27 protein-coding genes are annotated in these 26,595 nt (G+C 44.7%); 7 read left to right on the forward strand and 20 right to left on the reverse strand.

All coding sequences use genetic code 11. The features are described 5' to 3' along the window. Positions 1-28: 28 nt before the first annotated feature. Positions 29-1,294, forward strand: coding sequence for a transcription termination factor Rho (gene rho / locus L5M40_RS19745; RefSeq protein WP_011787892.1), 1,266 nt, complete (start codon positions 29-31; stop codon positions 1,292-1,294). A 55-nt stretch (positions 1,295-1,349) separates the two neighbouring features. Here rho and L5M40_RS19750 read toward each other — a convergent pair whose 3' ends face one another. Continuing rightward, positions 1,350-2,276 (reverse strand): LysR family transcriptional regulator, encoded by a 927-nt coding sequence (locus L5M40_RS19750; RefSeq protein WP_263176920.1) that lies wholly within the window; start codon positions 2,274-2,276, stop codon positions 1,350-1,352. A 134-nt stretch (positions 2,277-2,410) separates the two neighbouring features. Between L5M40_RS19750 and L5M40_RS19755 the strand changes: the two genes are divergently transcribed. Both L5M40_RS19755 and L5M40_RS19760 read left to right on the forward strand, forming a co-directional pair. Further along, positions 2,411-3,433 (forward strand): zinc-binding alcohol dehydrogenase family protein, encoded by a 1,023-nt coding sequence (locus tag L5M40_RS19755; protein WP_263176919.1) that lies wholly within the window; start codon positions 2,411-2,413, stop codon positions 3,431-3,433. Beyond that, positions 3,430-3,714, forward strand: coding sequence for a putative quinol monooxygenase (locus tag L5M40_RS19760; protein WP_263176918.1), 285 nt, complete (start codon positions 3,430-3,432; stop codon positions 3,712-3,714). Before L5M40_RS19755 ends, L5M40_RS19760 begins: the two co-directional genes overlap by 4 nt. A gap of 49 nt (positions 3,715-3,763) precedes the next feature. Here the strand turns inward: L5M40_RS19760 and L5M40_RS19765 are convergent, their stop codons facing one another. From L5M40_RS19765 to L5M40_RS19780, 4 genes are all read right to left on the reverse strand, one after another. Continuing rightward, positions 3,764-4,495, reverse strand: coding sequence for a fumarate reductase iron-sulfur subunit (locus tag L5M40_RS19765; RefSeq protein ID WP_113940800.1), 732 nt, complete (start codon positions 4,493-4,495; stop codon positions 3,764-3,766). Continuing rightward, a complete protein-coding gene (locus tag L5M40_RS19770) occupies positions 4,495-6,501 on the reverse strand; it encodes a fumarate reductase flavoprotein subunit (protein WP_263257123.1) in 2,007 nt (668 codons plus the stop codon). The genes L5M40_RS19765 and L5M40_RS19770 overlap by 1 nt, the downstream gene beginning before the upstream one ends. A gap of 93 nt (positions 6,502-6,594) precedes the next feature. Further along, on the reverse strand, positions 6,595-7,266 hold the full coding sequence (locus L5M40_RS19775; RefSeq protein ID WP_173247897.1) for a fumarate reductase cytochrome b subunit: 672 nt from the start codon (positions 7,264-7,266) through the stop codon (positions 6,595-6,597). A 171-nt stretch (positions 7,267-7,437) separates the two neighbouring features. After that, positions 7,438-8,160 carry a fumarate reductase cytochrome b subunit gene (locus tag L5M40_RS19780; RefSeq protein ID WP_263257124.1) on the reverse strand — a complete coding sequence of 241 codons (723 nt, stop codon included), beginning with the start codon at positions 8,158-8,160 and terminating at the stop codon, positions 7,438-7,440. 454 nt (positions 8,161-8,614) lie between these two features. Here L5M40_RS19780 and prmA point away from each other — a divergent pair, with 454 nt between their 5' ends. From prmA to L5M40_RS19800, 4 genes are all read left to right on the forward strand, one after another. Beyond that, on the forward strand, positions 8,615-9,496 hold the full coding sequence (gene prmA, locus L5M40_RS19785) for a 50S ribosomal protein L11 methyltransferase (protein ID WP_263257126.1): 882 nt from the start codon (positions 8,615-8,617) through the stop codon (positions 9,494-9,496). A 174-nt stretch (positions 9,497-9,670) separates the two neighbouring features. Beyond that, entirely contained in the window at positions 9,671-10,639 is a 969-nt protein-coding gene (gene dusB, locus L5M40_RS19790) for a tRNA dihydrouridine synthase DusB (protein ID WP_105250428.1), read from the forward strand. Between the two features lie 16 nt (positions 10,640-10,655). Next, on the forward strand, positions 10,656-10,961 hold the full coding sequence (gene fis, locus L5M40_RS19795) for a DNA-binding transcriptional regulator Fis (RefSeq protein ID WP_006083371.1): 306 nt from the start codon (positions 10,656-10,658) through the stop codon (positions 10,959-10,961). A gap of 312 nt (positions 10,962-11,273) precedes the next feature. After that, complete coding sequence (locus tag L5M40_RS19800) at positions 11,274-14,288, forward strand: UvrD-helicase domain-containing protein (RefSeq protein WP_263257128.1); 3,015 nt, start codon at positions 11,274-11,276, stop codon at positions 14,286-14,288. Positions 14,289-14,352: 64 nt separating this feature from the next. On the opposite strand, the gene L5M40_RS19805 is transcribed toward L5M40_RS19800, so the two are convergent. The 15 genes from L5M40_RS19805 to flgL all read right to left on the reverse strand — a co-directional run bounded on the left by L5M40_RS19805 (position 14,353) and on the right by flgL (position 26,593). Then, the gene (locus L5M40_RS19805; protein WP_113940804.1) at positions 14,353-14,640 is read right to left on the reverse strand and encodes a hypothetical protein; all 288 of its coding nucleotides are present in this window, start codon (positions 14,638-14,640) and stop codon (positions 14,353-14,355) included. Between the two features lie 8 nt (positions 14,641-14,648). Continuing rightward, positions 14,649-15,083, reverse strand: coding sequence for a pilus assembly protein PilZ (locus L5M40_RS19810; protein WP_263257129.1), 435 nt, complete (start codon positions 15,081-15,083; stop codon positions 14,649-14,651). Positions 15,084-15,117: 34 nt separating this feature from the next. Continuing rightward, positions 15,118-16,038, reverse strand: coding sequence for a flagellar motor protein MotB (locus L5M40_RS19815; protein ID WP_263257130.1), 921 nt, complete (start codon positions 16,036-16,038; stop codon positions 15,118-15,120). After that, positions 16,038-16,895, reverse strand: coding sequence for a flagellar motor stator protein MotA (gene motA / locus L5M40_RS19820; RefSeq protein ID WP_113940807.1), 858 nt, complete (start codon positions 16,893-16,895; stop codon positions 16,038-16,040). The genes L5M40_RS19815 and motA overlap by 1 nt, the downstream gene beginning before the upstream one ends. A 23-nt stretch (positions 16,896-16,918) precedes the next feature. Then, entirely contained in the window at positions 16,919-17,635 is a 717-nt protein-coding gene (locus L5M40_RS19825; RefSeq protein ID WP_173496201.1) for an RNA polymerase sigma factor FliA, read from the reverse strand. 11 nt (positions 17,636-17,646) lie between these two features. Further along, positions 17,647-18,114, reverse strand: a complete 468-nt coding sequence (gene fliL, locus L5M40_RS19830) for a flagellar basal body-associated protein FliL (protein ID WP_131523400.1) — start codon at positions 18,112-18,114, stop codon at positions 17,647-17,649. A 16-nt stretch (positions 18,115-18,130) separates the two neighbouring features. After that, positions 18,131-19,306, reverse strand: a complete 1,176-nt coding sequence (locus L5M40_RS19835) for a flagellar hook-length control protein FliK (protein WP_263257132.1) — start codon at positions 19,304-19,306, stop codon at positions 18,131-18,133. After that, on the reverse strand, positions 19,296-19,622 hold the full coding sequence (locus L5M40_RS19840; protein WP_113940811.1) for a hypothetical protein: 327 nt from the start codon (positions 19,620-19,622) through the stop codon (positions 19,296-19,298). The genes L5M40_RS19835 and L5M40_RS19840 overlap by 11 nt, the downstream gene beginning before the upstream one ends. Next, complete coding sequence (fliS, locus tag L5M40_RS19845; RefSeq protein ID WP_113940812.1) at positions 19,591-19,971, reverse strand: flagellar export chaperone FliS; 381 nt, start codon at positions 19,969-19,971, stop codon at positions 19,591-19,593. The genes L5M40_RS19840 and fliS overlap by 32 nt, the downstream gene beginning before the upstream one ends. A gap of 13 nt (positions 19,972-19,984) precedes the next feature. Further along, the gene (fliD, locus tag L5M40_RS19850; protein ID WP_131523397.1) at positions 19,985-21,331 is read right to left on the reverse strand and encodes a flagellar filament capping protein FliD; all 1,347 of its coding nucleotides are present in this window, start codon (positions 21,329-21,331) and stop codon (positions 19,985-19,987) included. A 302-nt stretch (positions 21,332-21,633) separates the two neighbouring features. After that, positions 21,634-22,452, reverse strand: a complete 819-nt coding sequence (locus L5M40_RS19855) for a flagellin (protein ID WP_113940814.1) — start codon at positions 22,450-22,452, stop codon at positions 21,634-21,636. Between the two features lie 220 nt (positions 22,453-22,672). Further along, positions 22,673-23,476, reverse strand: coding sequence for a flagellin (locus L5M40_RS19860; RefSeq protein WP_113940815.1), 804 nt, complete (start codon positions 23,474-23,476; stop codon positions 22,673-22,675). Between the two features lie 216 nt (positions 23,477-23,692). Then, on the reverse strand, positions 23,693-24,505 hold the full coding sequence (locus tag L5M40_RS19865; RefSeq protein ID WP_006083386.1) for a flagellin: 813 nt from the start codon (positions 24,503-24,505) through the stop codon (positions 23,693-23,695). Between the two features lie 144 nt (positions 24,506-24,649). Further along, the gene (locus L5M40_RS19870; protein WP_168825875.1) at positions 24,650-25,663 is read right to left on the reverse strand and encodes a hypothetical protein; all 1,014 of its coding nucleotides are present in this window, start codon (positions 25,661-25,663) and stop codon (positions 24,650-24,652) included. A 12-nt stretch (positions 25,664-25,675) separates the two neighbouring features. Continuing rightward, positions 25,676-26,593 (reverse strand): flagellar hook-associated protein FlgL, encoded by a 918-nt coding sequence (flgL, locus tag L5M40_RS19875; protein WP_173247918.1) that lies wholly within the window; start codon positions 26,591-26,593, stop codon positions 25,676-25,678. Positions 26,594-26,595 lie beyond the last annotated feature (2 nt).

The following is a 26,595-nucleotide window of genomic DNA, read 5'->3' on the forward strand; positions in this document are numbered from 1 at the left end:
CTTTGTCGCGTAACACAAGACCCCCAAAATGAACTTAACTGAATTAAAAGACACGCCGATTTCTGACCTAGTCTCGCTAGCTGAAAATATGAAGCTCGAAAATATGGCCCGCGCTCGCAAGCAGGACATTATTTTCTCAATCCTTAAAGCCCACGCAAAAAGTGGAGAAGACATTTTCGGTGGTGGGGTATTAGAAATACTCCAAGACGGTTTCGGCTTCTTACGCAGCTCAGACGGTTCTTATTTAGCTGGTCCAGATGACATCTATGTCTCACCAAGCCAAATTCGCCGCTTCAACATGCGAACGGGTGATACCATTTTTGGTAAAATTCGCCCACCAAAAGAAGGCGAGCGTTATTTTGCTCTATTGAAAGTCAACGAAGTTAACTTCGATAAACCAGAAAACTCCCGTAATAAAATCCTCTTTGAAAACTTGACTCCACTCCACGCAGAAGAACGTATGCGTATGGAGCGCGGCAACGGCTCAACTGAAGATATTACAGCGCGTATTCTGGATTTATGCTCACCGATTGGTAAAGGTCAACGTGGTTTGATCGTTGCACCACCAAAAGCCGGTAAAACGCTATTACTTCAAGGTATTGCTCAAAGCATCAGCTACAACAACCCAGAAGTGGTGTTGATGGTATTGCTTATCGACGAACGCCCAGAAGAAGTAACAGAGATGCAGCGCCTCGTTAAAGGCGAAGTTATCGCATCAACCTTCGATGAGCCAGCCAGCCGTCACGTTCAAGTTGCCGAAATGGTGATTGAAAAAGCAAAACGTTTGGTTGAGCACAAGAAAGACGTCGTTATCTTACTCGATTCGATTACCCGTTTAGCCCGTGCCTATAACACTGTTATCCCGTCATCGGGCAAAGTGTTAACTGGTGGTGTGGATGCAAACGCTCTACACCGTCCAAAACGCTTCTTCGGTGCGGCACGTAACATCGAACACGGCGGCAGCTTGACCATTATCGCCACAGCCTTGGTTGATACGGGTTCTAAGATGGACGAAGTAATCTACGAAGAATTTAAAGGTACAGGTAACCAAGAGCTACATTTGTCACGTAAAGCGGCAGAAAAGCGTGTGTTCCCAGCCATTGACTTCAACCGCAGCGGTACCCGTCGTGAAGAAAAACTCACGACTCAAGAAGAACTGCAAAAAATGTGGATCCTGCGTAAGATCCTCAATCCTATGGATGAGGTCAGCGCAATGGAATTCTTAATCGATAAATTGGCGATGACCAAGACTAACGAAGAGTTCTTTACCGCCATGAAACGCACTAAGTCTTAAATCTCACTCAGTGAGTCTCTAAACTAAAAGCCGCATTATGCGGCTTTTTTGTTATCTAAGATTTTTTCACTGCTAATATTTTACTCAAGTTTTTACTCAAAGCCTGTGTTCGCTGCCGGAGCATTTCCCGTAGTAAGAGCACGACAGGCGTGACATGTTCACGTCCTGGGCACACTAAGTACAAATCGACGGGCTCCCCCTGATACTCAGGCAACAAACGTACTAATCGCCCTGAGATTAAGTCATCGGCCAGATCTAGACTCGACTTAAATACCAACCCTTTGCCAGCCACAGCCCAACGGCGGGCAATCTCGGCATCATTAGCACTACGATTGCCCGTGACACGCACTTTGAATTCTTGAGCATCACGCCTAAATAGCCATTGATCGTGGGTGCGATCATCTAACTTATAAAACAAGCAATTATGCTCAACTAATTGTTCTAATGAATCAAGCGCACCAAACTTGACGAGATATTCAGGTGAAGCGCACAAGACACGATCAACACTGCAGATAGGGAAAGCCACTTGGTTAGAATCCTGCGGTTTTCCATAGCGCACGGCAACATCAATTTTATCGTGGTAAAAACTGCTGATATTGTCGCCAAGGTGCAAGCGCACTTGCAGTTGAGGGAAATCGAGCAAAAACTCGTCGAGCCAAGGCACAAACAGATTACGGCCAAAGTCTGAAGAAACCGACAGGCTTAAGGTGCCAGATATTTTACCTTTATCACTGGCGATAGCCTGTTCGCCAAGCGCTAAATCGCTTAGCGCACGTCGGCAATGAATAAGATAACGCTCACCTTGCACAGTCAAACGTAAGCTGCGTGTCGTGCGGATAAATAAACTAGTATCGAGCTGTTTCTCAAGCCGTTTTATTGCTGCACTGGCAGAAGCAGCCGAGATATCCATCTCGGCTGCTGCGGCAGATATATTGCCGCAATCAGCGACTCGCACGAACAAAGCTAAATCATTAATTAGCATGATTATCAAAAATCCTTTGAAAAAATTACAAACTTTATCCTGTTTATCTCTTGGCTAATATTCCACACAATGGCTACACGATACAAGTACACTCAAACAAGTAAACTCCAGCAAGTACACCCAGAGGAATAAACATGAAAGCCATTGGTTACCAGACAGCAGGTGCAATCACAGCGCCCAATGCATTAGAAAACATCACGCTAGCCGAGCCAACTGCGACAGGTTTTGACCTTTTAGTGGAAATCAAAGCCATTTCTGTCAATCCGGTTGATACAAAAATCCGTGCATCTAGCTCAGCGTCTGCAGGCGAATACAAAATTATCGGCTGGGATGCGGTCGGTGTCGTCAAAGCCGTTGGTGAGAAAGCCAGTCTTTTCAACGTTGGCGATGAAGTGTGGTATGCGGGCGATATCAGTCGCAGTGGAAGTTATGCAGAATATCAATTGGTTGATGAGCGAATTGTCGGCCATAAACCTAAAAGTTTAACCTATACCCAAGCCGCGGCATTACCTTTAACGGGGATTACGGCATGGGAGATTTTATTCGACCGTTTAGCTTTACCCCAAGATGGTTCGGCAACTGACGCCCGTATTTTAATTATCGGTGCGGCCGGCGGTGTGGGTTCAATCATCACTCAGCTTGCAGTAAAACTCACTGGTGCAGAAGTGATAGGCACTGCATCTCGTCCTGAATCCGCCGCTTGGGTGCACAAACTTGGTGCCGATGCTGTCATCGACCACACCAAGCCACTTTCGCAGGAACTTGCCAATATTGGTATTACTGATGTGACTCATGTGATTAGCTTAACCCAAACCGATCAGCATTTTGATGAAATAGTACAAGTGCTTAAGCCACAAGGAAAACTAGCATTAATCGATGATCCTAAGGGGCCATTAGATGTGATGAAACTTAAGCGTAAAAGCTTATCCTTACACTGGGAACTGATGTTTACCCGCAGCCTTTATCAGACCGAGGATATGATTGCGCAACATCACTTACTCAACCGCTTAAGCGCCCTTATCGATACAGGCGAGTTACAGAGTACGTTCGGTAAACACTACGGCACCATTAATGCCCAAAACTTAATCAAAGCTCACGCTCAGATAGAGTCTGGCAAAGCGATCGGTAAAATTGTTTTAGAAGGTTTTAACCAATGAAAATAACAGTGTTTGCTCAAATCATAGCGAATCAAGGCCAAAGCGATACGCTATTTAAGATACTCAAGCAACTCGTGACAGACACTCATACCGAGGCTGGCTGCATCGAATACAAACTGCATCACTCATTAGATGATGAAAATATCTTCTGGATGTACGAAATTTGGCAATCCCAAGCCGCACTGGATGAACATATGGCGAGTACGCACTTTCAAGCATTCGTCGCTCAAACCGCAGACATAATCAATCAAGCTGACATTCACAAAAGCTACGCCTGCTAATCAACAAAAAAGCGCCAAACACGTTGGCGCTTTTCATCATTTATACTTATCAAATCAAAGTCATGGCCATCTTGCGGCGTAAATACGCGATTTGCTGCATGTGTGGCAAATCCTTAGGACAGTTGTCTTGACAGCCGAGTAACGTCATACAACCAAATACGCCATCCTGATTGCCAATCACATGGTAAAAATCCTCGGCAGTACGAGCGTCACGGCTATCCATCTCAAAACGAGCTATTTTCATCATGCCCACAGCGCCGACAAAAGTTTCACGCATTTGTTTAGTCGCACAGGCAGAAACACATACGCCACATTCAACGCAGCGCTCTAGCTCATACAAACGCGCAGCTTCATCTGGATCCATAGGATCTTCAAGCCGATGCACGCTTATATCATTGGCCTTAGGGTGTAACCACAGCTTTAAGCGTTCGGCCAGTTCCCGCATAAACTTACCAGTGTTAACCGAGAGATCACCAATCAACTCAAAACCTGGCAGCGGCATTAAGGTGATTTCGCCCTTAGGATATTTGGCCGTTAAGGTGCGGCAAGCTAGCGTCGGGAAACCGTTGATCACCATAGCGCAGCTACCACAGATACCAGCACGACAGACAAAGTCGAACTGCAATGAAGTGTCTTGTTCTTCCCTGAGTTTATTAAGGGCGATAAATACCGTCATCCCCGGCGTTTCGGTGAGCTGATAACGCACCATTTTCGGCTTATCGTTTGGCTCCTGCGGATCATAACGAAAGATATTAAAGGTTAACTGACGACCTTGGCTCATTATGATTTTTCTCCTAACGCATTGGCAGATGGACTTTTTAAAGTATCACTTAAACGTTCGTTATTAGGTTGTAAGCTCTCGGGTAATTCAAAGGGCATAAGAGCCCGCTGCCTTTGATAACGGTCAGCATCATCACCTAGCTCAGCTAAAATCTCGGCAATTTGCTGTTCACGCTTTTCGGTATCGGGATGCACTATGGCGTTGTTGATGCCATAACCACGATAACCCGGCGGGAGTTCCATCTTCATCACATCGAGTGCTTCGTAGTTAAGCACAGGTTCGAGTGCCTCGGGATCAGGCCAGCTGGCCAGGGTGCGATTCAGCCAGTCTCGATCATTTCGCTGCGGATAATCCTCGCGAGCATGGGCACCACGACTCTCTGTTCGCGCTGCGGCCCCGCAGGCTACGGTTAGCGCCACTTTTAGCATACGCTTGACCCGCAGGGCTTCAACTAACTCGGGATTGGCGTGACGCTTTTTACACTTAAGTCCGAGTTTACGCGAACGCTCGAGCAACACTTTTAGCTCGGCAACCGCTTTTTCAAGCTCGGGGCCATTACGGAAAATCCCCACATAATCCATCATGATGCGCTGCATTTCGCGCTTGAGTTCAAAGGCGCTCTCGTGACCATCACCCTCGACCAGCACATCGATTTCACTCTGCACCTGCTGCATAAACCGTTCAGCAAGCTGAGTATCGATCTCAAGGCTATTGTTCTCACAAAAATCGGCGACATATTTACCAATAATCATGCCGCCAACCACGGTTTCGGCCAACGAATTACCGCCTAAACGGTTAAAGCCGTGCATGTCCCAACAAGCCGCCTCACCTACGCTAAATAAGCCTTTAAGCTGCGGACTTTCACCTGTGGCATTAGTCCGAATACCACCCATAGAATAATGCTGAGTTGGGCGTACAGGGATCCAATCTTTAGCGGGATCGATGCCGAGGAAATTCTCACAAATTTCCTGCACTTCCCTAAGATTCGTTTCAATATGCTTGCGACCTAAAAGGGTTATATCTAGCCACAAATGCGGGCCATAAGGGCTATCGACGCCCTTACCTTTACGTATATGTTCGGTCATGCGACGCGATACGACATCCCGCGATGCCAACTCCTTTTTATCGGGCTCATAGTCAGGCATAAAGCGATAACCGTCTTTATCGCGCAATAAGCCGCCATCACCACGGCACCCTTCCGTTGTTAAAATGCCCACGGGGACAATGGCAGTGGGATGGAATTGTACCGCCTCCATATTGCCAAGCCTTGCCACGCCAGTTTCCAATGCCAACGCTTGGCCAATACCTTCGCAGATAATCGCATTGGTCGACACTTCATAAATTCGGCCATAACCACCAGTGGCTATCGTAGTGGACTTAGCCACATAGGCTCTAAGTTCACCCGTAATCAAACAACGAGCAATCACGCCATGACAACGCTTACCATCGTGAATAAGTGCCAAGGCTTCGATACGTTCATGGACGGGAATATCCATGGAAATCGCTTTGTTATCCATAGCGTATAACAGCGAATGCCCCGTACCATCGGCGGTATAACAAGTGCGCCATTTTTTAGTCCCGCCAAAATCACGGGCGTTGATAAGACCATGGGCTTTTTGGGCCTCATGTAGCGTGACTTTTTGCGCATTGACTATCACTTCTCTCGGGCCAGCAGTCACCCGAGACCAAGGCACGCCCCAATTGGCCAGCTCACGTACTGCCTTAGGTGCACAGTGGGCAAACATTCGTGCGACATCTTGATCGCAGCCCCAGTCGGAACCTTTTACCGTATCTTGAAAATGCACATCCTCATCATCGCCCATTCCCTTAACTGCATTGCCTAAACTCGCCTGCATCCCTCCTTGAGCGGCAGCAGAGTGGGAACGTTTTGCAGGAATGAGTGACAGAACTAAAGTGTCAAGCCCACGCTCTTTCGAAGCGATAGCGACCCTTAAGCCCGCGAGCCCAGCTCCTACCACCAATGAATCGGTATAAATCAGTTTCACGCCTGCTCCTTAATGGGGTCTATTGTTTTGTGCTGTTTTTTTATGTTCGACATTCTATTCACTGATTAACTTAATCATTGATTAAAAGCGGAATTAACTCGCGTAGGGTAAAAATGCCAGAAGTGAGGCGACGCCGACAGTGACAAATAGCACACTCACTATGGTCTTGATCTTACGTAATCGACTGCGGTTGTTGAGATCCCGCGCCGCGCCCCATTTCAAAGCCACACGGTAAATGCCAATTGCTGCATGTAACTCCACAGTGAGCAGTAAAGGCAGATACACCATCCAGACACCTTGATTCCAAATACGATCGGCGCTTCCCTGAGGGCCAATGGTTTCGGGAGCCGAGCCAATAAGCCACAAATGCACAGGCAACAGCAATAGAATCACTACACCGGTAATGGCTTGCCAGCGCCACAAGCGAGTATCGCTGTGGTTGATCACTTGCATTTGTTGGCGTAGAGCCCTTTGCTGACGCAGACTCATGGGTAATTTTTGCAATGCCACTAACACGTGCACTAACGCCAAAATGGCAATACCAATGGCAATACAAGTCACTACCCAAGGATAACCGTGTCCATCAGCGGACAGAAAACTCAGCTCCATGGTGCGTGCCACCCAACTCATGGCATCCGCACCCAATAAAATCGATGACACTAACACTAAGTGGGTCCACAAAAAGACTGCGAGTATTACCCCTGACAAACTCTGGCTTAAATCCAGCCAAGCACTCCATTTTTTAATATTTAATTTGATCGCCATCCTATCGCCTCACGCCGTTGACCTTATCGAGCCAATCTCATTAAGTCTTATCGCAAACTAATATCGCTCACACATCCACACGAAAACGTGAGCCAGATCAATTGAGTGCTGAATAATTAACCTAATGCTTAATAATAGCAGTGAAACAAAATCCTGCTGCTAGCTTAAAGCCTACTCAGGTACGAAGGGCTGCACAGGAATACCGAGCTCGCTACCGATAAATAGATATGAAACAAGGCTCGCAGTACCAAGGCATAGCAAATAAATAATCAGCACCTTAGCGAGTTTTCGCAGGCCTGAGCGCTGAGTGGTTAAGCCCCACTTTACCGCTACGCGATAGAGACCAATCATGGCGTGTACCACTACAGCAGGAAGTAACAGCGCATACAGCAACCAAGCATTATCGTGATAAACCCGCTCTGCCGATAAATGCGGGCCAATTTCGGGATTCAAAATCATAGTGAAGAGATGAACTGGAACGAGGAAAAATAAGATAAAGCCGGTGATCAGTTGCCAAAACCACGCATGGGTATCCTTATGCTTGATATTCCCCATGTGCGAACGCAGGGCTCGCCATTGCCCTAGCTGCGCCGGAAAACGCCGTAGCGCCACCGCGGCATGTACTATTACCACCAATAGCATAAACACCGAAAACACTTTAGTGACCATCGGAAACCCGTGGCCAGTACTACTAAACATGCCGCCTTCAAGCAGTTGTACTACTTGGTAAAAAGCCTCTTTACCCAGCAAAATACTCGATTCAAAATGCATGTGTAATAGTAAAAAGCTGCCAAGCATAATCCCTGTCGCACTCTGCAGCCTATCAGCCTTAGCCGACCAAGGATGACCTAGCGGTGTACTCACCCTATTGTGAACTCGAGTTATGCTTGTCATCTTGAATTAACCTATGTCGTTTATCGTTGGCACCTCTTGGCAAACTACACCATAGCAGCAACTCAAATCAGGCTTCAGTGTCACAGATTTAAAGCGTGAGCCAACTCACCTGACGGAGTTAAACTCTTAGAAGATGATCACAAAAAACGTATCGAAACCAAACAAAGGTAAAACCAATTAACCAATATTTTTCATAGTGTTATATCAAATAATAAAACTGACAATTCGTTTTTTAACACCAATCCATATCTACCAGCTAACCCCTTGTCTGTATAGACAAAAGCGCAATACCAGGATAGCCAGTCGTCGAACCTAAAGCCTAGTGATAACCAAACGACCTTACCTAAAGCGCTTTAAATTCCCGCTACATCATGCATTTTGGGATAGTTTGGGTATACAATACCGCGATATTTTGAACCCTTAGTTTATGAACACTCAGTCACAGGATGCCCCCATGCCTTGGATCCAACTCCGTATAAACACCAATAGCGATGACGCTGAAACCATCAGCGACTTGCTCATGGAAGAAGGTTCAGTCTCTATCACCTTCGAAGACGGTAAAGATACCCCTATTTTTGAACCTAAATTGGGCGAAACCCCACTGTGGCGCGATACCGTGGTAGTGGCCTTATTCGATGCAGAAACTGATCTGACACCGACCATCGCCATGCTGAAAACCTTGCCTTTCCTCGGTGAGAACTTCAGCCATAAAGTCGAACAAATTGAAGATAAAGACTGGGTACGCGAATGGATGGATAACTTCCACCCAATCCAATTCGGCACACGTTTATGGATCTGCCCAAGCTGGCGCGAAATCCCAGATCCAACCGCAGTTAATGTGATCTTAGATCCGGGTCTTGCCTTCGGCACAGGCACTCACCCTACGACAGCTCTGTGTTTAGAGTGGCTAGACAGCTTAGATTTAAGCGATGAAGAAGTGATCGATTTTGGCTGTGGTTCAGGTATCTTAGCCGTAGCCGCACTGAAACTGGGCGCGAAAAAAGTCACAGGTATCGATATCGACTATCAAGCCATCGACGCCTCGCGTGCCAACGCCGAGCGCAATGATGTCGCTGACAAGCTAGCCTTGTACTTGCCAGAAGACCAACCCGCCGATCTCAAAGCCGACGCACTGGTAGCCAATATTCTTGCCGGTCCACTGCGTGAATTAGCGCCTTTGATCGCAGAACGCGTAAAAACCGGTGGCAAACTTGCCCTTTCCGGTCTCCTCAAAGAACAAGCCCAAGAAATCTCTGACTTTTATAGCCAATGGTTCGATATGGACGCAGCGGCTCACAAAGAAGATTGGAGCCGCTTGACAGGTAAGCGTAAATAGCGCTAAAGGGTGGCGCAACATGCGCCACCGCTGGCTTCCAACAATTTGGCCTCTGACTTCTCGTCGATTAAAAGTCAAGAAAAAAAATTACCTCTAGGTCATTTATTGACCTTTTCACGGCCAACAAAAAGGGCTACTATAGCGCCCCTTTGAAGAGCTAAGGTGAAACATAAAATGCAGATTGGACCCTATCAACTGAACAATCAGCTGATCGTGGCACCAATGGCAGGTGTCACCGATCAAGCCTTCCGCAATCTTTGTCTTCGTTATGGCGCAGCCTTAGCGGTTTCCGAGATGCTTTCATCCAATCCCGAGGTTTGGGATACAGATAAAAGCCGCCAGCGCATGACGCATTCTGGCGAGGAAGGCATCCGCTCAGTGCAAATTGCAGGGGCTGATCCTGATTTAATGGCGCAAGCCGCCTTGTTCAATGTCGAACAAGGTGCTCACATCATTGATATCAACATGGGTTGCCCGGCGAAAAAAGTGAATAAAAAGCTGGCAGGCTCGGCGCTAATGCAAAATCCACCGCTGGTAAAAGAGATTTTACAAGCCGTGGTCGCCGCAGTGAACGTGCCTGTCACGTTAAAGATTCGCACCGGCTGGGAGCCAGAGCACAAGAATGGTGTTCAAATCGCCCAGATTGCAGAGGATTGTGGCATAGCCTCGCTCGCCGTTCACGGCCGCACGAGACAATGTATGTACAGAGGCAACGCCGAATACGACACGATCAAAGCAATCAAACAGAATGTCTCGATTCCTGTTGTCGCCAATGGGGACATCGACAGTCCGGAGAAAGCCCGCTTTGTGCTGGAATACACCGGTGCCGATGCCTTGATGATAGGACGGGGTGCTCAAGGACGGCCTTGGATTTTCAGAGAAATCCAGCACTACTTGGAAACGGGTAATAAGCTAGCGCCCATTGAGGTTGCCGAACAGCGTCAAGTGATGCTGGAACACCTCACCAAACTGTATGACTTATATGGTGAATACAAGGGTATCCGCTTCGCCAGAAAACATATGGGATGGTACCTAGACCAAGAAGCTCAGCGCCAATTTAGGGCTGACTTTAATCGGCTGGAAACCGCTGCAGAACAGTATTCCCTCGTGGAATGTTATTTTGATGAATTAGTACAGAATTAATAAAGAGCAGAATAGAATGTTTGATCAGACAACTAACACAGAAGTTCACCAGCTTACCGTTGGCAAAATCGAAACAGCAAACGGCACTATCAAGCCCCAGTTATTACGTGACGCCGTCAAGCGTGCCGTAACTAACTTCTTCGCACAGTTGGACGGTCAGGAAGCACAAGAAGTTTATGAAATGGTGCTAAGCGAAGTTGAAGCGCCTCTGCTTGACATCATCATGCAACACACTCGTGGCAACCAAACCCGCGCAGCAAACATGCTAGGTATCAACCGTGGTACTCTGCGTAAAAAATTGAAAAAATACGGCATGAATTAATCCGCAAAGATTAAGCTGTTGTATTGAAAAAAGAAAAGGCCTGAAGAGATTCAGGCTTTTTTGCTTTCTGATACACGCCTTTCTAATACATAGTTACACACAGTCAAAATCATGCTTGGTTTATCATTCATCTCACTTCAAACTAAGACCTAGTTAACGAATACCTAAGTTTTGCTCCATCTAGCGACCAAAATTAATAAATAATCCATACAGCCCATAGCACAACCTTAACACGAGCCATCGGGTTTTAAGTTATAATGCATTTATAAATCAGTCTGTTAATTCTAAAACTTTTTAGCCGTAGGTTTTACATTGTCATTGAATCACTCTGAACAAGATATCAAACACAGTTGGTTTGGCCGTTTCTTTATTGGCAAAGCTGATGCGGTAAAACTCACCACGAGTGGTATTAGCATTAATCGCACTAAAGGCGGCTTTTTTGCTCACTCTCGCAGCGCTAACAAAGTAGAAGCTGACGAATGTTTTACCTGGCAACAGCTCGATTCCCCACCATTTTTTACCTTAAGTCCACTAGGTTATCTACTCGGTTTCACGGTATTAGGCAAAGCCTATCAACTGCCGTTTCTCAGCTATTTTGCACAACATCAATTTAGCTATCAAATCGCACAGTATTGGGCAAATGCCAATGGGCCGCGCGTTGCTGAGTTAATGGCGAAAGTGGATAAGACACTGACACACACTTATTTACGTGAATCACGGGTGGAAATGATACAAGCCAGAGTCGCGCGCGAATATCAGCGTTGGTTCCCTTGGTGTGAAAACCTGCCATTGTCTGCACATTTACACACAGTGTTAGCGAAGCTTAAGCAAATCCACCGCTGGACTCGCGCCGATATAAAGCAACTGCGTGAAGATTATATTCAGTCGCAGCTCATTAAATTTGCTGACTATTTTGAGCATGTAGAATCTAATCCCTTAACCGAAAAACAGCGCCGAGCTTGTATTATCGATGATAACAATAACTTGTTATTGGCAGGCGCAGGCACGGGAAAGACCAGTGTGATGGTTGGTCGAGCAGGATATTTGCTTAAGAGTGGTCAAGCAAAAGCCGATGAAATATTGCTATTAGCCTATGGCCGTAAAGCGGCTGACGAGATGGATGAGCGGATTAAAAACAGGCTCGGTACGGATGATATCAAGGCGAGCACCTTCCACAGCTTAGGCTCAAAAATTATCGCCGACGTTGAGCGAGCGAAACCGAGTTTGTCCCCTTTAGCGGAGGATGACAAAGCCAAAGAGCTGTGGGTGCACAATACCCTTGAGACTTTGATTGAAAATGAGGCTTACCGTAAACAGCTTTTCGAGTACTTCAGTCGTTTCTATTATGTTGAAAAAAGCCCATTCGAGTTCGATATGGAAGGCAAGTATTTTCAATACTTGAATGATAACGATATTCGCAGTCTTAAAGGTGAGCGAGTCAAAAGCTTTGGTGAGCTCTACATTGCCAACTGGCTATTTAGCAATGGCATCGAATATGTCTATGAAGCTAAGTATGAGCATGATGTGCGCAGTATTGATTTTCGTCAGTATCAACCCGATTTCTATCTGCCTGAATACCAAATTTATCTTGAATACTATGGTATTGATGAACACCAGCATACCGCTCCTTATATCGATAACCAGAAATACTTGGAATCGATGGCATGGAAACGCCAGCTACATCAACAGCATGGCACTAAGTGTGTCGAGCTATTTTATTACCAACATAAAAAAGGGTTGTTAATCAGTAAGCTTGAGCAAGCTTTACAGGTCTTTAAAGTACAATATGCGCCCTTACCCGATGAAGCCATACTAGCAACCCTACATGAACTTGGCCGCGTGACCGAATTGGCAAAAATGTTTAGTCAGCTGATAAGGCTGTATAAAGCGGCTTGCCTTGATGAACATGGGCTTGAGGGTGTATTTGCTCGCGCCGCCGATGCTCAGCAGACCCGCAAGGCATTCGAACTGCTTGAGCCCATACTCACGCGCTATGAGCAGCATTTAGCGATAAATGGCGACATTGATTTTGAGGACATGATTGGCAAAGCGTTGACGTATCTACAACGCGGGCAATTCATTAGCCCGTGGCGTTTTATTATGGTGGATGAGTTCCAAGATATTTCAGAACCACGTGCCCGCTTAGTCCGTGCCTTGAGGGATTCCAGTGCCCCCCATTCTAAAGCGTTGGCGTCTTTATTTTGTGTCGGGGATGACTGGCAGGCCATTTATCGTTTTAGCGGTGCAGATGTGAGTTTAACTACGCAATTTAGCCAATATTTTGGCCCAACAGCTCAAAGCTACTTGGATCTGACTTTTAGGTTTAACAGTAGTATTGGGCAAGTCGCCACTCAGTTTGTCACCCAGAATCCCACGCAATTGAGGAAGGACATTCGCTCCCTCATGCAGGTCGCCTACCCTGCAGTCTCAATATTACGCCGCGGAGAAAACGAGCAGTCAAGCCTAAATGAACCAAGCCCAAATGCACTGGAACAAGCATTAACGGCCATTAGTGCAAGGATAAGCGCTAGAAGTGACAAACTTAACAGCGTAGCAAGCGTCTATTTACTGGCACGTTTTTGGTTTCAGTTACCCGATAACATCCAAGTTAACCAACTTAAAGCTAAATATCCCAACTTGAAGATTGAGTGCCAATCTTTTCATGCTTCGAAAGGGAAAGAAGCCGATTATGTAGTGATCATGGGGATGAAAACGGGAATGCATGGCTTCCCTTCAATGAAAATCACTCCTCCGATACTAGATGCATTTTTACCAAAAACAGAAGCGTTTGAATTTGCAGAAGAACGTCGACAGTTTTATGTCGCGTTAACGCGGGCAAAACACCGCGCCTATGTGATTGCCGATATGACAGACGTGAGCCCATTCGTCACCGAACTGCTTACAAAAGGCTACGCAATTGAACAAGATGAGTTCAGCACCTCTTTAGTACAAAGGTTATTTGAAGACATAAAATGTGTACGTTGTAGCACGGGAACACTTAAGCCTAGAACGGGAAAATTTAAATCGTTTTATTCCTGCTCACATTTTCCCCTTTGCGATCACAAGGAAGAAGGTTGTGAGCTCTGTGCTAGCCCAATGACCCGCACACGCTTTGCTGGCTTTAAGGTATGTTTAAATGAGGACTGTGGTCATATAGCACCGCTTTGTAGCCTCTGTGGTGGCGATATGCTGTTAAAGGATGGTCGATTCGGCCCCTTTTGGGCTTGTCGCAATTACCGCGGGCAAAACCTACCCAGCTGCATGAATATTCTAAACAAGGCCAAGTTGTCGCTCCCATGCGAGCGACCCAAAAAGCATGTGAGCTAGATGCAAGAATGCTCAACAAAAGCCTATAACAATGAGTCGCAACTCATTTTTATAGGCAGGGGATTTAGAGTAAAAAGAAGAAATAAACAACGAGGAAAAAGGAGCTGAGTGCGCCAATAACCACTGGGTAAATAAGATAAGCATCTTGCGCTCTAGCAGCACGAATAAAACATAAATGAGCCAGAAAATAATTATAGATAAAAATCATAATTGAAATCATAACACCATGGCTAAAGCGTAATGTATTCATATTGAGTGCAACAATAATAAGCAATAGCCAATTCAGCAGAATAAGATACAGAAAGACCTTCTGTAATTTATCCGAGCCGTTTCGATGAAAAGATGCAGCCATTGCATATCCTATATTTTCGCCCGTAGTCTAATTGCATCAATCAAGTTCTGGACTTCAGCTTTATCACGATAAATCCAGCGAGCGCCTAAGAACTTCAATCGACCTTTAATCGTCTGTTCTCGAGTTACCTCACATAAGACTCGTGTTTGCTCAAGTTCAATATAGAATCTCCTCCCTACTGGCAGTGGTTCATTGCACAAAATCCCAACACCGCCAATGCTAATATCTTTTATATTTGCAGTTCCAATCGGCGTAATAACAAACCAGCGAGTTGTTGATAAATTCACTGTCAGGCCATCGCATGCAAATGCGAGTGGCGCTCTTTTATTTCGTCTCAGGCTAAATCTTTGATGAGTTCGACGATTATCAAATTCAATAATCTGATACTCAGGGGTCGCTTCAACTTCATCCTCAGAATGTACAAACTCTTCATACAGATTCATAGTCATCCCTAACAAATGAGAGCAGGTATTAACACTAACGAGTGTTTGCTTGGCGCTTAATTTCGTTGATTGTAACGCCACTTGGGACTGTATCGATCGGAGCGCCAATCATGCCTCTTAATAACCGTTCAGCAGAGGAGGTTAAAATAAGCGCCTCAATCCGACGATTAGCCGCCGCAGCAGTATCCGAAGTGATGTAAGGAACCTGATCAGCCATACCCGTCACCTGAATAACCTGATCGCGTTTAACACCGCCACGCTCAAGCACTCTTCGTGCTAATAGTGCTCTTTCACTCGATAATTCCCAATTAGTAAATAAACTGCCCGCATAAGGCGTTGAATCCGTATGACCAGAAATAACCATGCTATTAGTTATATTTTTTAAAATAGGCCCTAAAGATAAAAGTAATTCTTCAAAATAGGGCTGCATCTGTGCACTGCCCCGCGTAAACATAAATTGATTCACATTATCGTGAATTAAGATGCGTATGCCTTGAGGCACAATAGTCACAGAAATGTTCTCAGCCATGCTCGAGCTTTGCACGACTCGATTCAATTCTCTGGCGAGCACAGTTAATTGCGCCTGAGTATCAAATTGCCCGGGGATGAGCGCACCTTCCTCTAATCCTTCTGACTCTGAACCTCTAGGCATAGAATTGGAAGGTATGATTGGAGGGGCAATAGACATATTACCTTCTAAATCAATAATTGAAGATGACTGACTTAGCTCAAATGGATTCATTGGACCAGTGGGATTCATATCTCCACGTAAATACTGCACTATCATGGTTCGCTCTTTTTGATCAGCGATTTGCATGATCCACAGCACCATAAAGAGCGCCATCATAGCAAGCGTGAAATCGGCAAAAGCGACTTTCCACGCACCACCATGTCCATGATTACGCTTTCCTCGCTTTCGCCGCTTGATAATAATCGGCTCATTTTTATGGAGCATTAGCTTCTCTGCCCTTCCATCCAACGTTCTAACTCGATAAATGAAGGACGATTTTCACTTTGTATTTGTTTCCGTCCCGCATCAATAGCCATCATTGGTGGTTTACCTTTTGAAAAGGTCACTAAAATAGCGGCTATGCACCGAAGCTGTGCCGATTTGCGATCAACTAGATGTTCTAATGCCTTTGACATTGGGTCAAAGAAACAATAACACGCGAAAATACCAATAAATGTACCGACTAATGCCGCGGCAACTTTGACACCAATCATAGTAATTGGGCCATCAATATTAGACATAGTAATGATAATACCGAGTACAGCAGCTAAAATACCAAAGCCAGGCATAGCCTCTCCCACCTTACTAAAAGCTTCCGATGGCCGTAATCTGTCCTCTTCTATACGATGAATTTCTTCTTCTAGGATATGCTCTAAGTCATGGGGAGATATTTTCCCAATAGACTGCACTCGTAAGTTATCAATTAAAAACTGTAAAACATTTGGGTGATTGAGCACGGCTGGGTACATTAGAAAAATAGAGCTCTGATGAGGATTTTCTAAATGTTCATCGAGCACTTTTAAGCCTTGAGATTGGATCTGAGCCATTAAAGTGCCCATCAAAGGAAATAACTGAGGATATAATTCAGGATCTTCTTTGCCCTTATTAAATAATTCTTTTAACTGCTCAAGCATTTCTTTTAATACTGATTGTGGGTTAGCAATAATAAGCGCTCCAACTCCGGCCCCCATAATGATTAAAATTTCAGCAGGCTGCCACAATGCAGACAAAGCTCCACCCGCCCAAACATATCCACCAAACACAGAAGCTAAAATGATTAACAGCCCAACTAGTTTACTCATTACGATCTTCTCACTTTTAAACTTTAGCGCTGCAATATTGTTTTTAACTGTGAAATAGCTGATTTATGCAGCTGGCAAATACGCGTTTCAGTCAATCCCAATGCCATAGCTATCTCTTTTAAATTCAGCTCATGATGATAGTAAAGCGACAGAATTAGCTGTTCTCTTTCATTTAATTTTGAAATAACTTTGATCAAAGTTTGCTTCAGTATTAACCGCTCAACATCATTACTTCTGTCTACTGGATGATCACCGCCCAATAGCAACTCATCTAAGCTTTTCATCGACTCTGCTTGCGTCGAGTATAAACGTTCCCGATAATCCTCCGCGCTCAGCCCAAGCGCACTGGCCACTTCAAGATCGCTTGGTTCACGTCCCATCTCTCGACTCAAACGTCTAACAACATCATTAAGCTCATGGGCCTGCTGTCTAACAGGTCTAGGACGCCAATCCTGCCGCCTCAACTCGTCGAGTATAGCACCGCGAATCCGTTGCCCAGCGAAGGAAATAAATCCATTATCCAGCTCGCCAGGATACCGACGTGATGACTCAAGCAAGGCCATCATGCCAATTTGCTCCATATCCTCGAGTGATAACATCACGCCGCAGTGACTGCGCATCTGCGAGACTATACGTTTGATTAATGGCAAGTATTGTCGAATAATCTGTTGTTCAGATTGACGCTCTTCGACTGGATAATCACAGGTTTGTTGATATGCGAGTTGGCCCGCTGCTGTCATGATAAGGCCTCTTACTGGATCACCATGCGAGTAAAGAGTACTTCATCAATATCTGAAGGTAATTGGTTATCTGACAGCACTTTAACCATCAATATCAACGCCTCTGATTGTAAACTGTCAAGCTGATCTAAGTGGTTCAACTGCTCAAATGTTTTACGTGAGAACATCTTCATCATAGCGTTTCGTATAAGTGGATCTGACTCCAGCAACACCGTTTTCATATTGGGATTACGGCTTTTTAATGACATTTCAAGCAGCATGTAATGGGGATACTTATCCCCGGGAATCGATATCACAAACTTTTCTAACGGGTAAAACTTTGCAACTGGTACAGGTTCAACTTCAGGTTCCGATGCAAAAAGCTCTGCTAGCTTCCAATCTCCACTACTTGTCCCAATCCAAAATGCACCTGCGGTCGAACTAATGAGCACAAGTAACGCTAAAATGATCTTTACTAAACGAGATTTTAAAATTGCCATTAAACGACTCCGGCACTTAAGCCAATAAATCTAATTGGGATTTCTCTCTCGCCATCACATCGACTACATTATCCGTTGTAGTTTCAGCCGCTATCGACGAGGAGAATAATGCAGTTTCCTGTTGATGCTGTTGCGATTCTCCTTGGCCAATATCGACATCAATTTGACCGCCATGATCCATTGCTAAATCCACCCTCAAACGATCTAAACCATTGAGCAATGCATCTCGAATTGCCGGATTTACTGCATGCATTTGCACCTGTAAACGATCGCCCTCTAAACGAATATTGAGCTCAATCTTGCCGAGTTCTGGCGGATCTAACCTTAATTCGGCTTTCTTAATATGTTGATCGACTTGGAAACGAAGATGCTCTCTTAAGGGAGTAAGGATCTCCTGAGAGTGCTGCGCTAAAGAAGCCATGGGAGTGAGAGATACAGGGCCCCATTGAGTAGCACTTGCAGCCTGCGTACCCGCAACCTGCTGAGATCCTATCGCATTAATATCTTTAACTTCATGCCCCCTCAGTTCTGCCAACACACGCTGAAACACTGACGAGTCAGATTTCAAATGCTCAAAATCCCCAGAGAAAGTTGCCAGCGTTGAATCCTGCGTAAATACGCCGCTCATTTTCAAGGATTCGCCACTCATACCCGCAGGCTGAGTACGACTTCCTGCAAGAGCCATAGATGAGGTCATCCCTGAGCTAAATAGGATTCCTCTTTGATCTGTGACTGAGAGCCCAATTAAAGACGCAGGAGTTCGACCTATCGGATCCGCTTTAACAGTTTCCGCAGGAAAAATCACAGGAACAAACGGCGCGACAGCAGTCGGTGAAACGAGACTAGCCTGAGGCGTGGCGGCTAAGCCATCTTGAATAATAGGCGCTGAGTTGATCTCAGTATTTAACAGTGGCTGAGACAATACTGGTACAACAGGAACAAAAGATACTGAGTCAGATAAATTGCTATTAAAATATTGATTTGAAAGAGTATCAACATCTCTTTCTAAAGTATGTTCGGCATTCTGAGTCCACAGAGTTCCCTCTAACGGGAGAGGTGCTGCAGACAATCCGACTGGCAACCCCAACAAGGTAAATGACTCTGATTTATCTTGATCAACTGCACTTGCCACTTTAGTCGTCAAGCTGGTATTTGTGCCAACAGGACGAGTTGAAAGAAGATCAGAGATCATCCAAAGCTCCACTTACTTGTGTTAATTGATAGGCGGCTAAACCTGGTTGTTGCGCCTTAAAGCGGCCCATTTCAGCAGCTAATTCATCACGAGCCAAGATCAACTCTTGTAGCACTTGGGAATGAACCCGCTTTAATTCTGCACGTGCTAATTTCTGCTCAATATCATGAGCCTCACCAGCCTGTTGCAGTGCTTTGATCAAAGCGATGTTCACTTTTCGGACGCTTTCCCAATCCTGAGCATCTGCATATTGGCGTAAAGCATTCGCAAAACGCGCCCACTGCTTAATTGAGATTTGTCCATCCTTCTCTGACATTCGTAATCACCTGAGTCACTGGAACTAGCGCTTCAGCACTGTTTTCGACACTGGCGCTGACAAGCTGACGGCTACAAAAGTCATAGAGACGATGTAAGCTCACGGCAACCTCACCACCATTTTCAAGGTCAAGCATAGAGTCCAAGCCATGCACGATATTAAGGCACTTATGGATACTCATTCCTTTCGCCTCAAACCTTTGGTATTCCATATGGCCAGCGGTCCGCTCTAGTTCTTCCAATAAACCATCAAGTAACATACGCACCATGTCATGGGTTGTTGCTGCCGCTACTTGTGCATCTAAAGCGGTTTGCTTGTAGGCATTAAATGGATCGTACTCATTTAACATTTTTTACTGCTTCCTATGAAAACAACTGACTTGCGGAATTAAACTGATTAATGGTGGATTCCATTGCCGTAAACTGGGTTAAATAAATCTGATACTTTTGATTCATTTGATAATCATGGCGCGCCATACTGTCATTCACACTTTTAATCTGCTTATTTAGCGCTTCCTGCTTTTGATCGATATAGCCATTGAACTGTGTAAAAGGTTTTAGGGTCTTTTCTATGCTTTTGATATAACTGTCAGGACCAGTAAACATGGCTTGTACTTTTTCTGGATCACTTTTAAAGCTATCGGTCAGCTTAGCATCATCAATTTTTAGTTTTCCGTCTCGTCCAATCTCAATTCCGATATCAGACAAACGCATGCCATTAGCAGCCGTTGCAAATACAGAATCACGTAATTTAGACTGGAGAAGGCGAATAGAGGTATCCCCCTTCAACACACCAATTTGCGCTTCACTCACTGCAGTGCTTTTGTCTTCCTTATCTTTATCGGAAGAGCCAGAGTCAGAGGTTTTAACGCCCATAGAACGAGTTAATTGATTAATTTGCGTCATTAAAGAATTAAATGAATCGACAAAATCCTTAACCGCTTTCTTATTCGCTTCAAAATCGTCAGTGACTTTAATCATGCTGCTTTCACCAGCCGCATGCACCTTGACTAATTCGAGGCTGACACCATCAACAACATTTTCTAGATAGTTACTACTGCTGGTAATACTGATACCGTTTAATGTAAGTTCCGCATCTTGTGCTGCACGACGTTCTGTCATGCCCCAATCGGCACCGTTAAACTCAACCTTCACTTGATTCGCGACACCCGATTCCTTTGAAGACAGCATAAATTCGATTTGGTTACCTGTGCGCACTAATGACGCTTGTACACCAGGATTACCCACTTGTTTATTGATCACATCGCGTAACTGAGACACAGAAATAGCCGCACCGCCATTAACCGTTGCCAAATCAATTTCCATGCGCTTAGTCGGATCACTACCGACTTGAATACTGATAATGCCCGACGTTGGCAACAATTCACTTTCAGAGGAATAGGCTTTAGTCAGTTGATGCGCTTGCGCAAGTTTATGCACGCTCAAATCATAGTTGCCCTTTGGAGCATCAGATTTAACTGTCGCGGTCGCATTCTCGCCCGTAACCGTAGCAATTTTGCCTTTAGCTGCATCGCCACCCATTTCACTCAGCTTAGTGGCCATCTTCTTCATATTATTTTCGAGCAATGTATAGGCATCTAACTGTGTTTTGCTGGCAGTTAGCTTGCCTTTGTAAAGCGTATCTTTACCTGCGCGGTCTGCGCCAATCAGTTGCTGAGCAAATTGTGCTGCATTCATACCTGAAATCATGACTACCTCCACTCGTTCTAGAGCAAAACGCATGCCAAAAACAAGTTACTGTTTTTAAAGAAAATTAAATAATTAACTGGCCCAAACACAGCTAAATACTTCCGCATGAACACTTAAACAGGAAAACCATCTTCCACTTTGTGTTATCGAAAATTACCCACTAAAACATGAACCTTATAGGTTTCAATCTCGGGTTTAGCGACTACCGACCAATACATAAACCGTGGCTAAAATAAAAATGCCAGTCAGCGCAACTAACTGGCATTTTAGCCGTGACCAATGACATCACTTGCCCAATAGCATTAACGCAATAGACCCATGACTAAACCCGTGTTCTGGTTAGCTGAAGACAGTACCGTTGTACCCGCCTGAACTAATAATTGATTACGTGTCATATTGGCAGATTCAACCGCGAAATCGGCATCCATAATACGGCCGGCAGCGGCTTTAGTATTTTCAGTTACGCTGGCAAGGTTAGCCGCAGTATGGCCAAGACGGTTAATGTTGGCACCTAAGGTTGAACGTTCTGTCCCCACTTTAGCCAAGAAGGTATCAACAGCCCCGATAGCCGTATTGGCGGCTGCAGAAGTCAACAAATCACCAGTAACTGTCTTATCAATAGCACCTAAGGTAACTGACATTTGCTCTGCTCCATCCGAGCCAATCTGAAAGGTCACACCTTTGACGAGTACACCATCAGTAGCATCTTTAAATAAGTTATTACCCGCATAGGTTGTATTTTCTACAATCCGGGTAATTTCTGCATTTAATTGCTTAAATTCATCATCCAACGCTTTTAAATCTGCTGTAGAGTTAACGCCGTTTGATGCTTGAGTCGCCAATTCTTTCTGGCGGTTAGCAATAGTCGTTAATTCTTCTAACGCACCATCTGCGGTTTGCAGCATAGAGGTCGCATCAGAAATATTGCGTGAAGCCGTTTCCATGCCCTTTACGTTAGCGCTCATGCGGTTAGCAATTTGCAAACCCGCTGCATCATCAGATGCGCTATTGATACGTAAACCCGTCGACAGACGCTCCATAGCATTAGTTAATAGATTATTACTTTTATTAACAGCACCTTGTGCAACAATTGACGCGTAATTAGTGTGAACACCTAACATATCAGCTCTCCTAGAAAAAACAGTTATCTTGGCTATGCCTGAATCCCGGTATAGCTCCATAACTAAGTAAGGCGACAGCAACAGCGCAAAACTAAAACTTATTTAAAAATAGATGGGAGCACCTCTATAAAAACAGACTTAAATGGCATCCACAAAACGCCATAAAAAATGCCAGCAAGCTAAGCTTACTGGCACTTAAAACTAACTCAACTCGGCGTAATTAACGCAGTAGCCCCATCACTAAACCTGTATTTTGGTTAGCAGAAGACAGTACCGTTGTACCCGCTTGAACTAATAATTGATTGCGGGTCATATTGGCAGATTCAACCGCGAAATCGGCATCCATAATACGTCCAGCGGCAGCTTTGGTATTTTCAGTCACACTGGCAAGGTTAGCTGCAGTATGTCCAAGACGGTTAATGTTGGCGCCTAGTGTAGAACGTTCTGTACCGACTGCTGCGATAAAAGTATCAACAAGGGCAATTGCCGCATTCGCGCCAGTAGTTAAATCACCAGCAGCCAGCGCAGCATCATCTATGGCTGTTGTTGTAACAACCAATTTTTCACCCGTTCCGGCACCAATTTGGAAGGTAACACCAGCCTCCAACTTGGTGAATAAGTTATTACCGGCATAAGTTGTATTATCGAGAATACGGGTAATTTCGGTGTTTAATTGAGTAAACTCATCATTCAGAGCCGTTAAATCATCAGCAGAGTTCACACCGTTTGCCGCTTGAGTGGCGAGTTCTTTCTGGCGATTAGCAATGGTCGTTAATTCTTCTAACGCACCATCAGCGGTTTGTAGCATAGAGGTCGCATCAGAAATATTACGTGAAGCGGTTTCCATACCTTTAACGTTAGCGCTCATGCGGTTAGCAATTTGCAAACCAGCAGCATCATCAGATGCGCTATTGATACGTAAACCTGTCGATAAACGCTCCATTGCATTAGTCAATAGGTTATTGCTTTTGTTAACAGCACCTTGAGCAACAATTGAAGCGTAATTAGTGTGAACACCTAACATATGTAGTTCTCCATTAAATAACGAGCATTTGGGTTAGACCTGAGTTCAGGCATAACTAACTAAAGCGACTACACAAGCCCACAACTAAAATCGATATTTAAAAAATAGAGTGTATAGCACTGTAAAAACTAGACTGAAATGGCATGCACACCATAAAAAAATGCCAGCAAGCTAAGCTTACTGGCATTAAAACTAACACTGACTAATTGAATAACATTAGCGCAGTAACCCCATCACTAAACCCGTATTTTGGTTAGCTGAAGACAGTACCGTTGTACCTGCTTGAACTAATAATTGATTGCGGGTCATATTGGCAGATTCAACCGCAAAGTCGGCATCCATAATACGCCCTGCAGCGGCTTTAGTGTTTTCGGTAACGCTCGCTAAGTTAGCGGCAGTATGGCCAAGACGGTTAATGTTGGCACCTAAGGTAGAACGCTCAGTACCCACAGCGGCTAAGAAGGTATCCACAAGGGCAATCGCAGCATTGGCGGTACCACCTGTTAAAGTACCTGCGACAGTTTTAGGAATTGCGCCTAATTTAACATCCATTGTCTCCGTTGTTCCGGCGCCAATTTGAAATTTCACACCAGTACCTGAGGTCAATACACCAGTATCGAATAATTTATTACCAGCATAAGTGGTATTTTCTACAATACGCGTTATTTCGGCGTTCAATTGCGTGAACTCATCATTTAATGCCGTTAAATCAGCCGCAGAGTTAACGCCGTTAGAGGCTTGAGTAGCCAATTCTTTCTGGCGATTAGCAATGGTCGTTAATTCTTCTAACGCACCATCAGCGGTTTGTAGCATAGAGGTCGCATCAGAAATATTGCGTGAAGCCGTTTCCATACCTTTTACGTTAGCGCTCATGCGGTTAGCAATTTGCAGACCAGCAGCATCATCAGATGCACTATTAATACGTAAACCAGTCGACAAACGCTCCATAGCATTAGTTAAAAGGTTATTGCTTTTATTTACAGCACCCTGCGCAACGATTGAAGCGTAATTAGTATGAACACCTAACATAGTAGTTCTCCAGAAAATAACGATTGTTTTGGTTAGGCCTGAATCCAGGCATAACTCATTAAGGCGACATGAAAAGCTCTTCACTGAAGCCAAATAGCTTATTTTCAAAAATTAAATAATCACACTTAGGGTTCGCTTCAAAAATTAGAGCAGCAGAGCACTAACCTGTTCGCGGTTCGTATTTCCCTGCGCCATCAAAGATGTCACTTGATAGGCAAAAGGATAGGGTTGCATAAATTTATGCAAATGTTGGAGTTCAAATTTGGGCTGACTAGATGCGGTCAATTGCTTAACCTTCACCAGTAGTAAACGGTGGGATGCTTTAATATCATCAATTTGCACTGTGACTTTTTTATCTACCTTTGACACTTTAGCCAATGTCATTTTTAACTTTTCAGTATCCGTAAAATTCCATTCACGGGGATCCTGCCAACTAAATTTCTCTTCTAATGGTATATTCCTCGGCTCACCCGCTGGCAATCTTTGCCCTTCGCCCACCATTAAAATCCCCCCATTGAGCTTCATCCAAGTCTCATGCTGTGCAGTAAACACTGTGTCATTGGTCGATAAGCGGTCAATACTTATCCCTATCGAAGCTAAAACAGGCTCTATGATATCTTGTAGCTCTAAGCGATTTTTATTGGCAGGCAAAAGCAAATGCAATGTTTGCTTCTCAGTAAAAAGCGTAATCCGCTCATCGCGGTTCTTAGGTGATGTGAGATCGACTCGTCGGAACCTAAAAAAATGTAATGCCGCAGGCTGGGATGCTGAAATCAAATTCAAGTGATGATCGAGTAAACGCTTTCCTTGGTAATAAGGCCTAATCTCGATTAATTGTCTTCGACACTCCTCCGCTTTATGTAATGCATCTTCAACAACTGTGTTTTTACTGAACAAGCAGGTTTGTAGCTGTTTGTTCAGTTGACCTAGGATACTCTTGGCAGAAATCAAGCTCTGTAACACCACTTGCGATGCACTAATATTATGTTGCTCTTGAGTCACCTTAGCCCAACGTCCATAGGCTTCCAATCTATGCTTAGGTATGGGCCTCGCTTTCGGTGCACTGCGGGGCACACCTGATATCGGAGCAACATAATGAGACGTTACCGTCTGACTTTGGCGTAACTGACTAAGTGACTCACCTATCCCTTTGATCATTTAACTCATTACCTACATATGATTGAAAAGGGACAGCTGGCTTATCTGTACAAAAGTTTGCTGGGTAATTTTTAATGCGGTTAATTTGACATTGAACTCGGCAGTGGCAGCGGCATAATCGAGCTCCTGCGTTTCACCTATCACTTGTTTACTAAACAACACCATTTCTTCATGGGAGCTTTTAACTAACGCGAGATTATTTTGCTTGCCACCGAAATCGGTAATAGCAGCACCTATGCTATCTAAGGTTTCACTTAACGCTGTTTGTATTCCACTCGCGGCCGCACTAAAAGCAGGATCGCTTGGTGATAAGCTTGGATCATTTAATACGTTAATGTAGTCCATTGCTTGATTCAAAATATCTTGACCAGCATTGGAGAACAAGACTTTTTCGGCGGTGATATTAGCCGTAGTCCATGAAGAGCTAGATGTTTGTACCGTTCTCTCGCTAGCATCACCTTGGTAGACGTATCGCCCAGCAGTATCCTTAACTACCGCAGCTTTCTCAATCGCGTTACCCGAGAACAGGTAATTACCCGACTCATCAGTGGCGTTAATATTATCCACTAACCCCTTTAAGAGTTCTTCCATTTCAGAAGCATAGGATGCTCTATCCTCTTTCGAGAGATTCGAGCTATTAGTCGCAATACTGATTTCTTTCATCCGCTGCTGCGTCTCAACCATGCTGGATAAATATGTTTCAGCACGGCTCATATTGGTACTTAAGGAATCGATATTTTTAACATATTGCTGTACTAGTGCTAAATCACGTTGGTTATCCATTACCCGAACAACACCAATAGGATCATCCGAAGGCGATAGTATTGAAACACCTTTAGAGAGCATTTGATTCAAACGTGCCACATCATAGGTCGTGTTCTGCAAACTGTTTAAATTGTTAGTGTATAAATTTTGCATTGTTACACGCATGA

This window comes from Shewanella sp. SM68, from assembly GCF_025653925.1.
Taxonomy (GTDB): Bacteria; Pseudomonadota; Gammaproteobacteria; order Enterobacterales; family Shewanellaceae; genus Shewanella; species Shewanella oncorhynchi.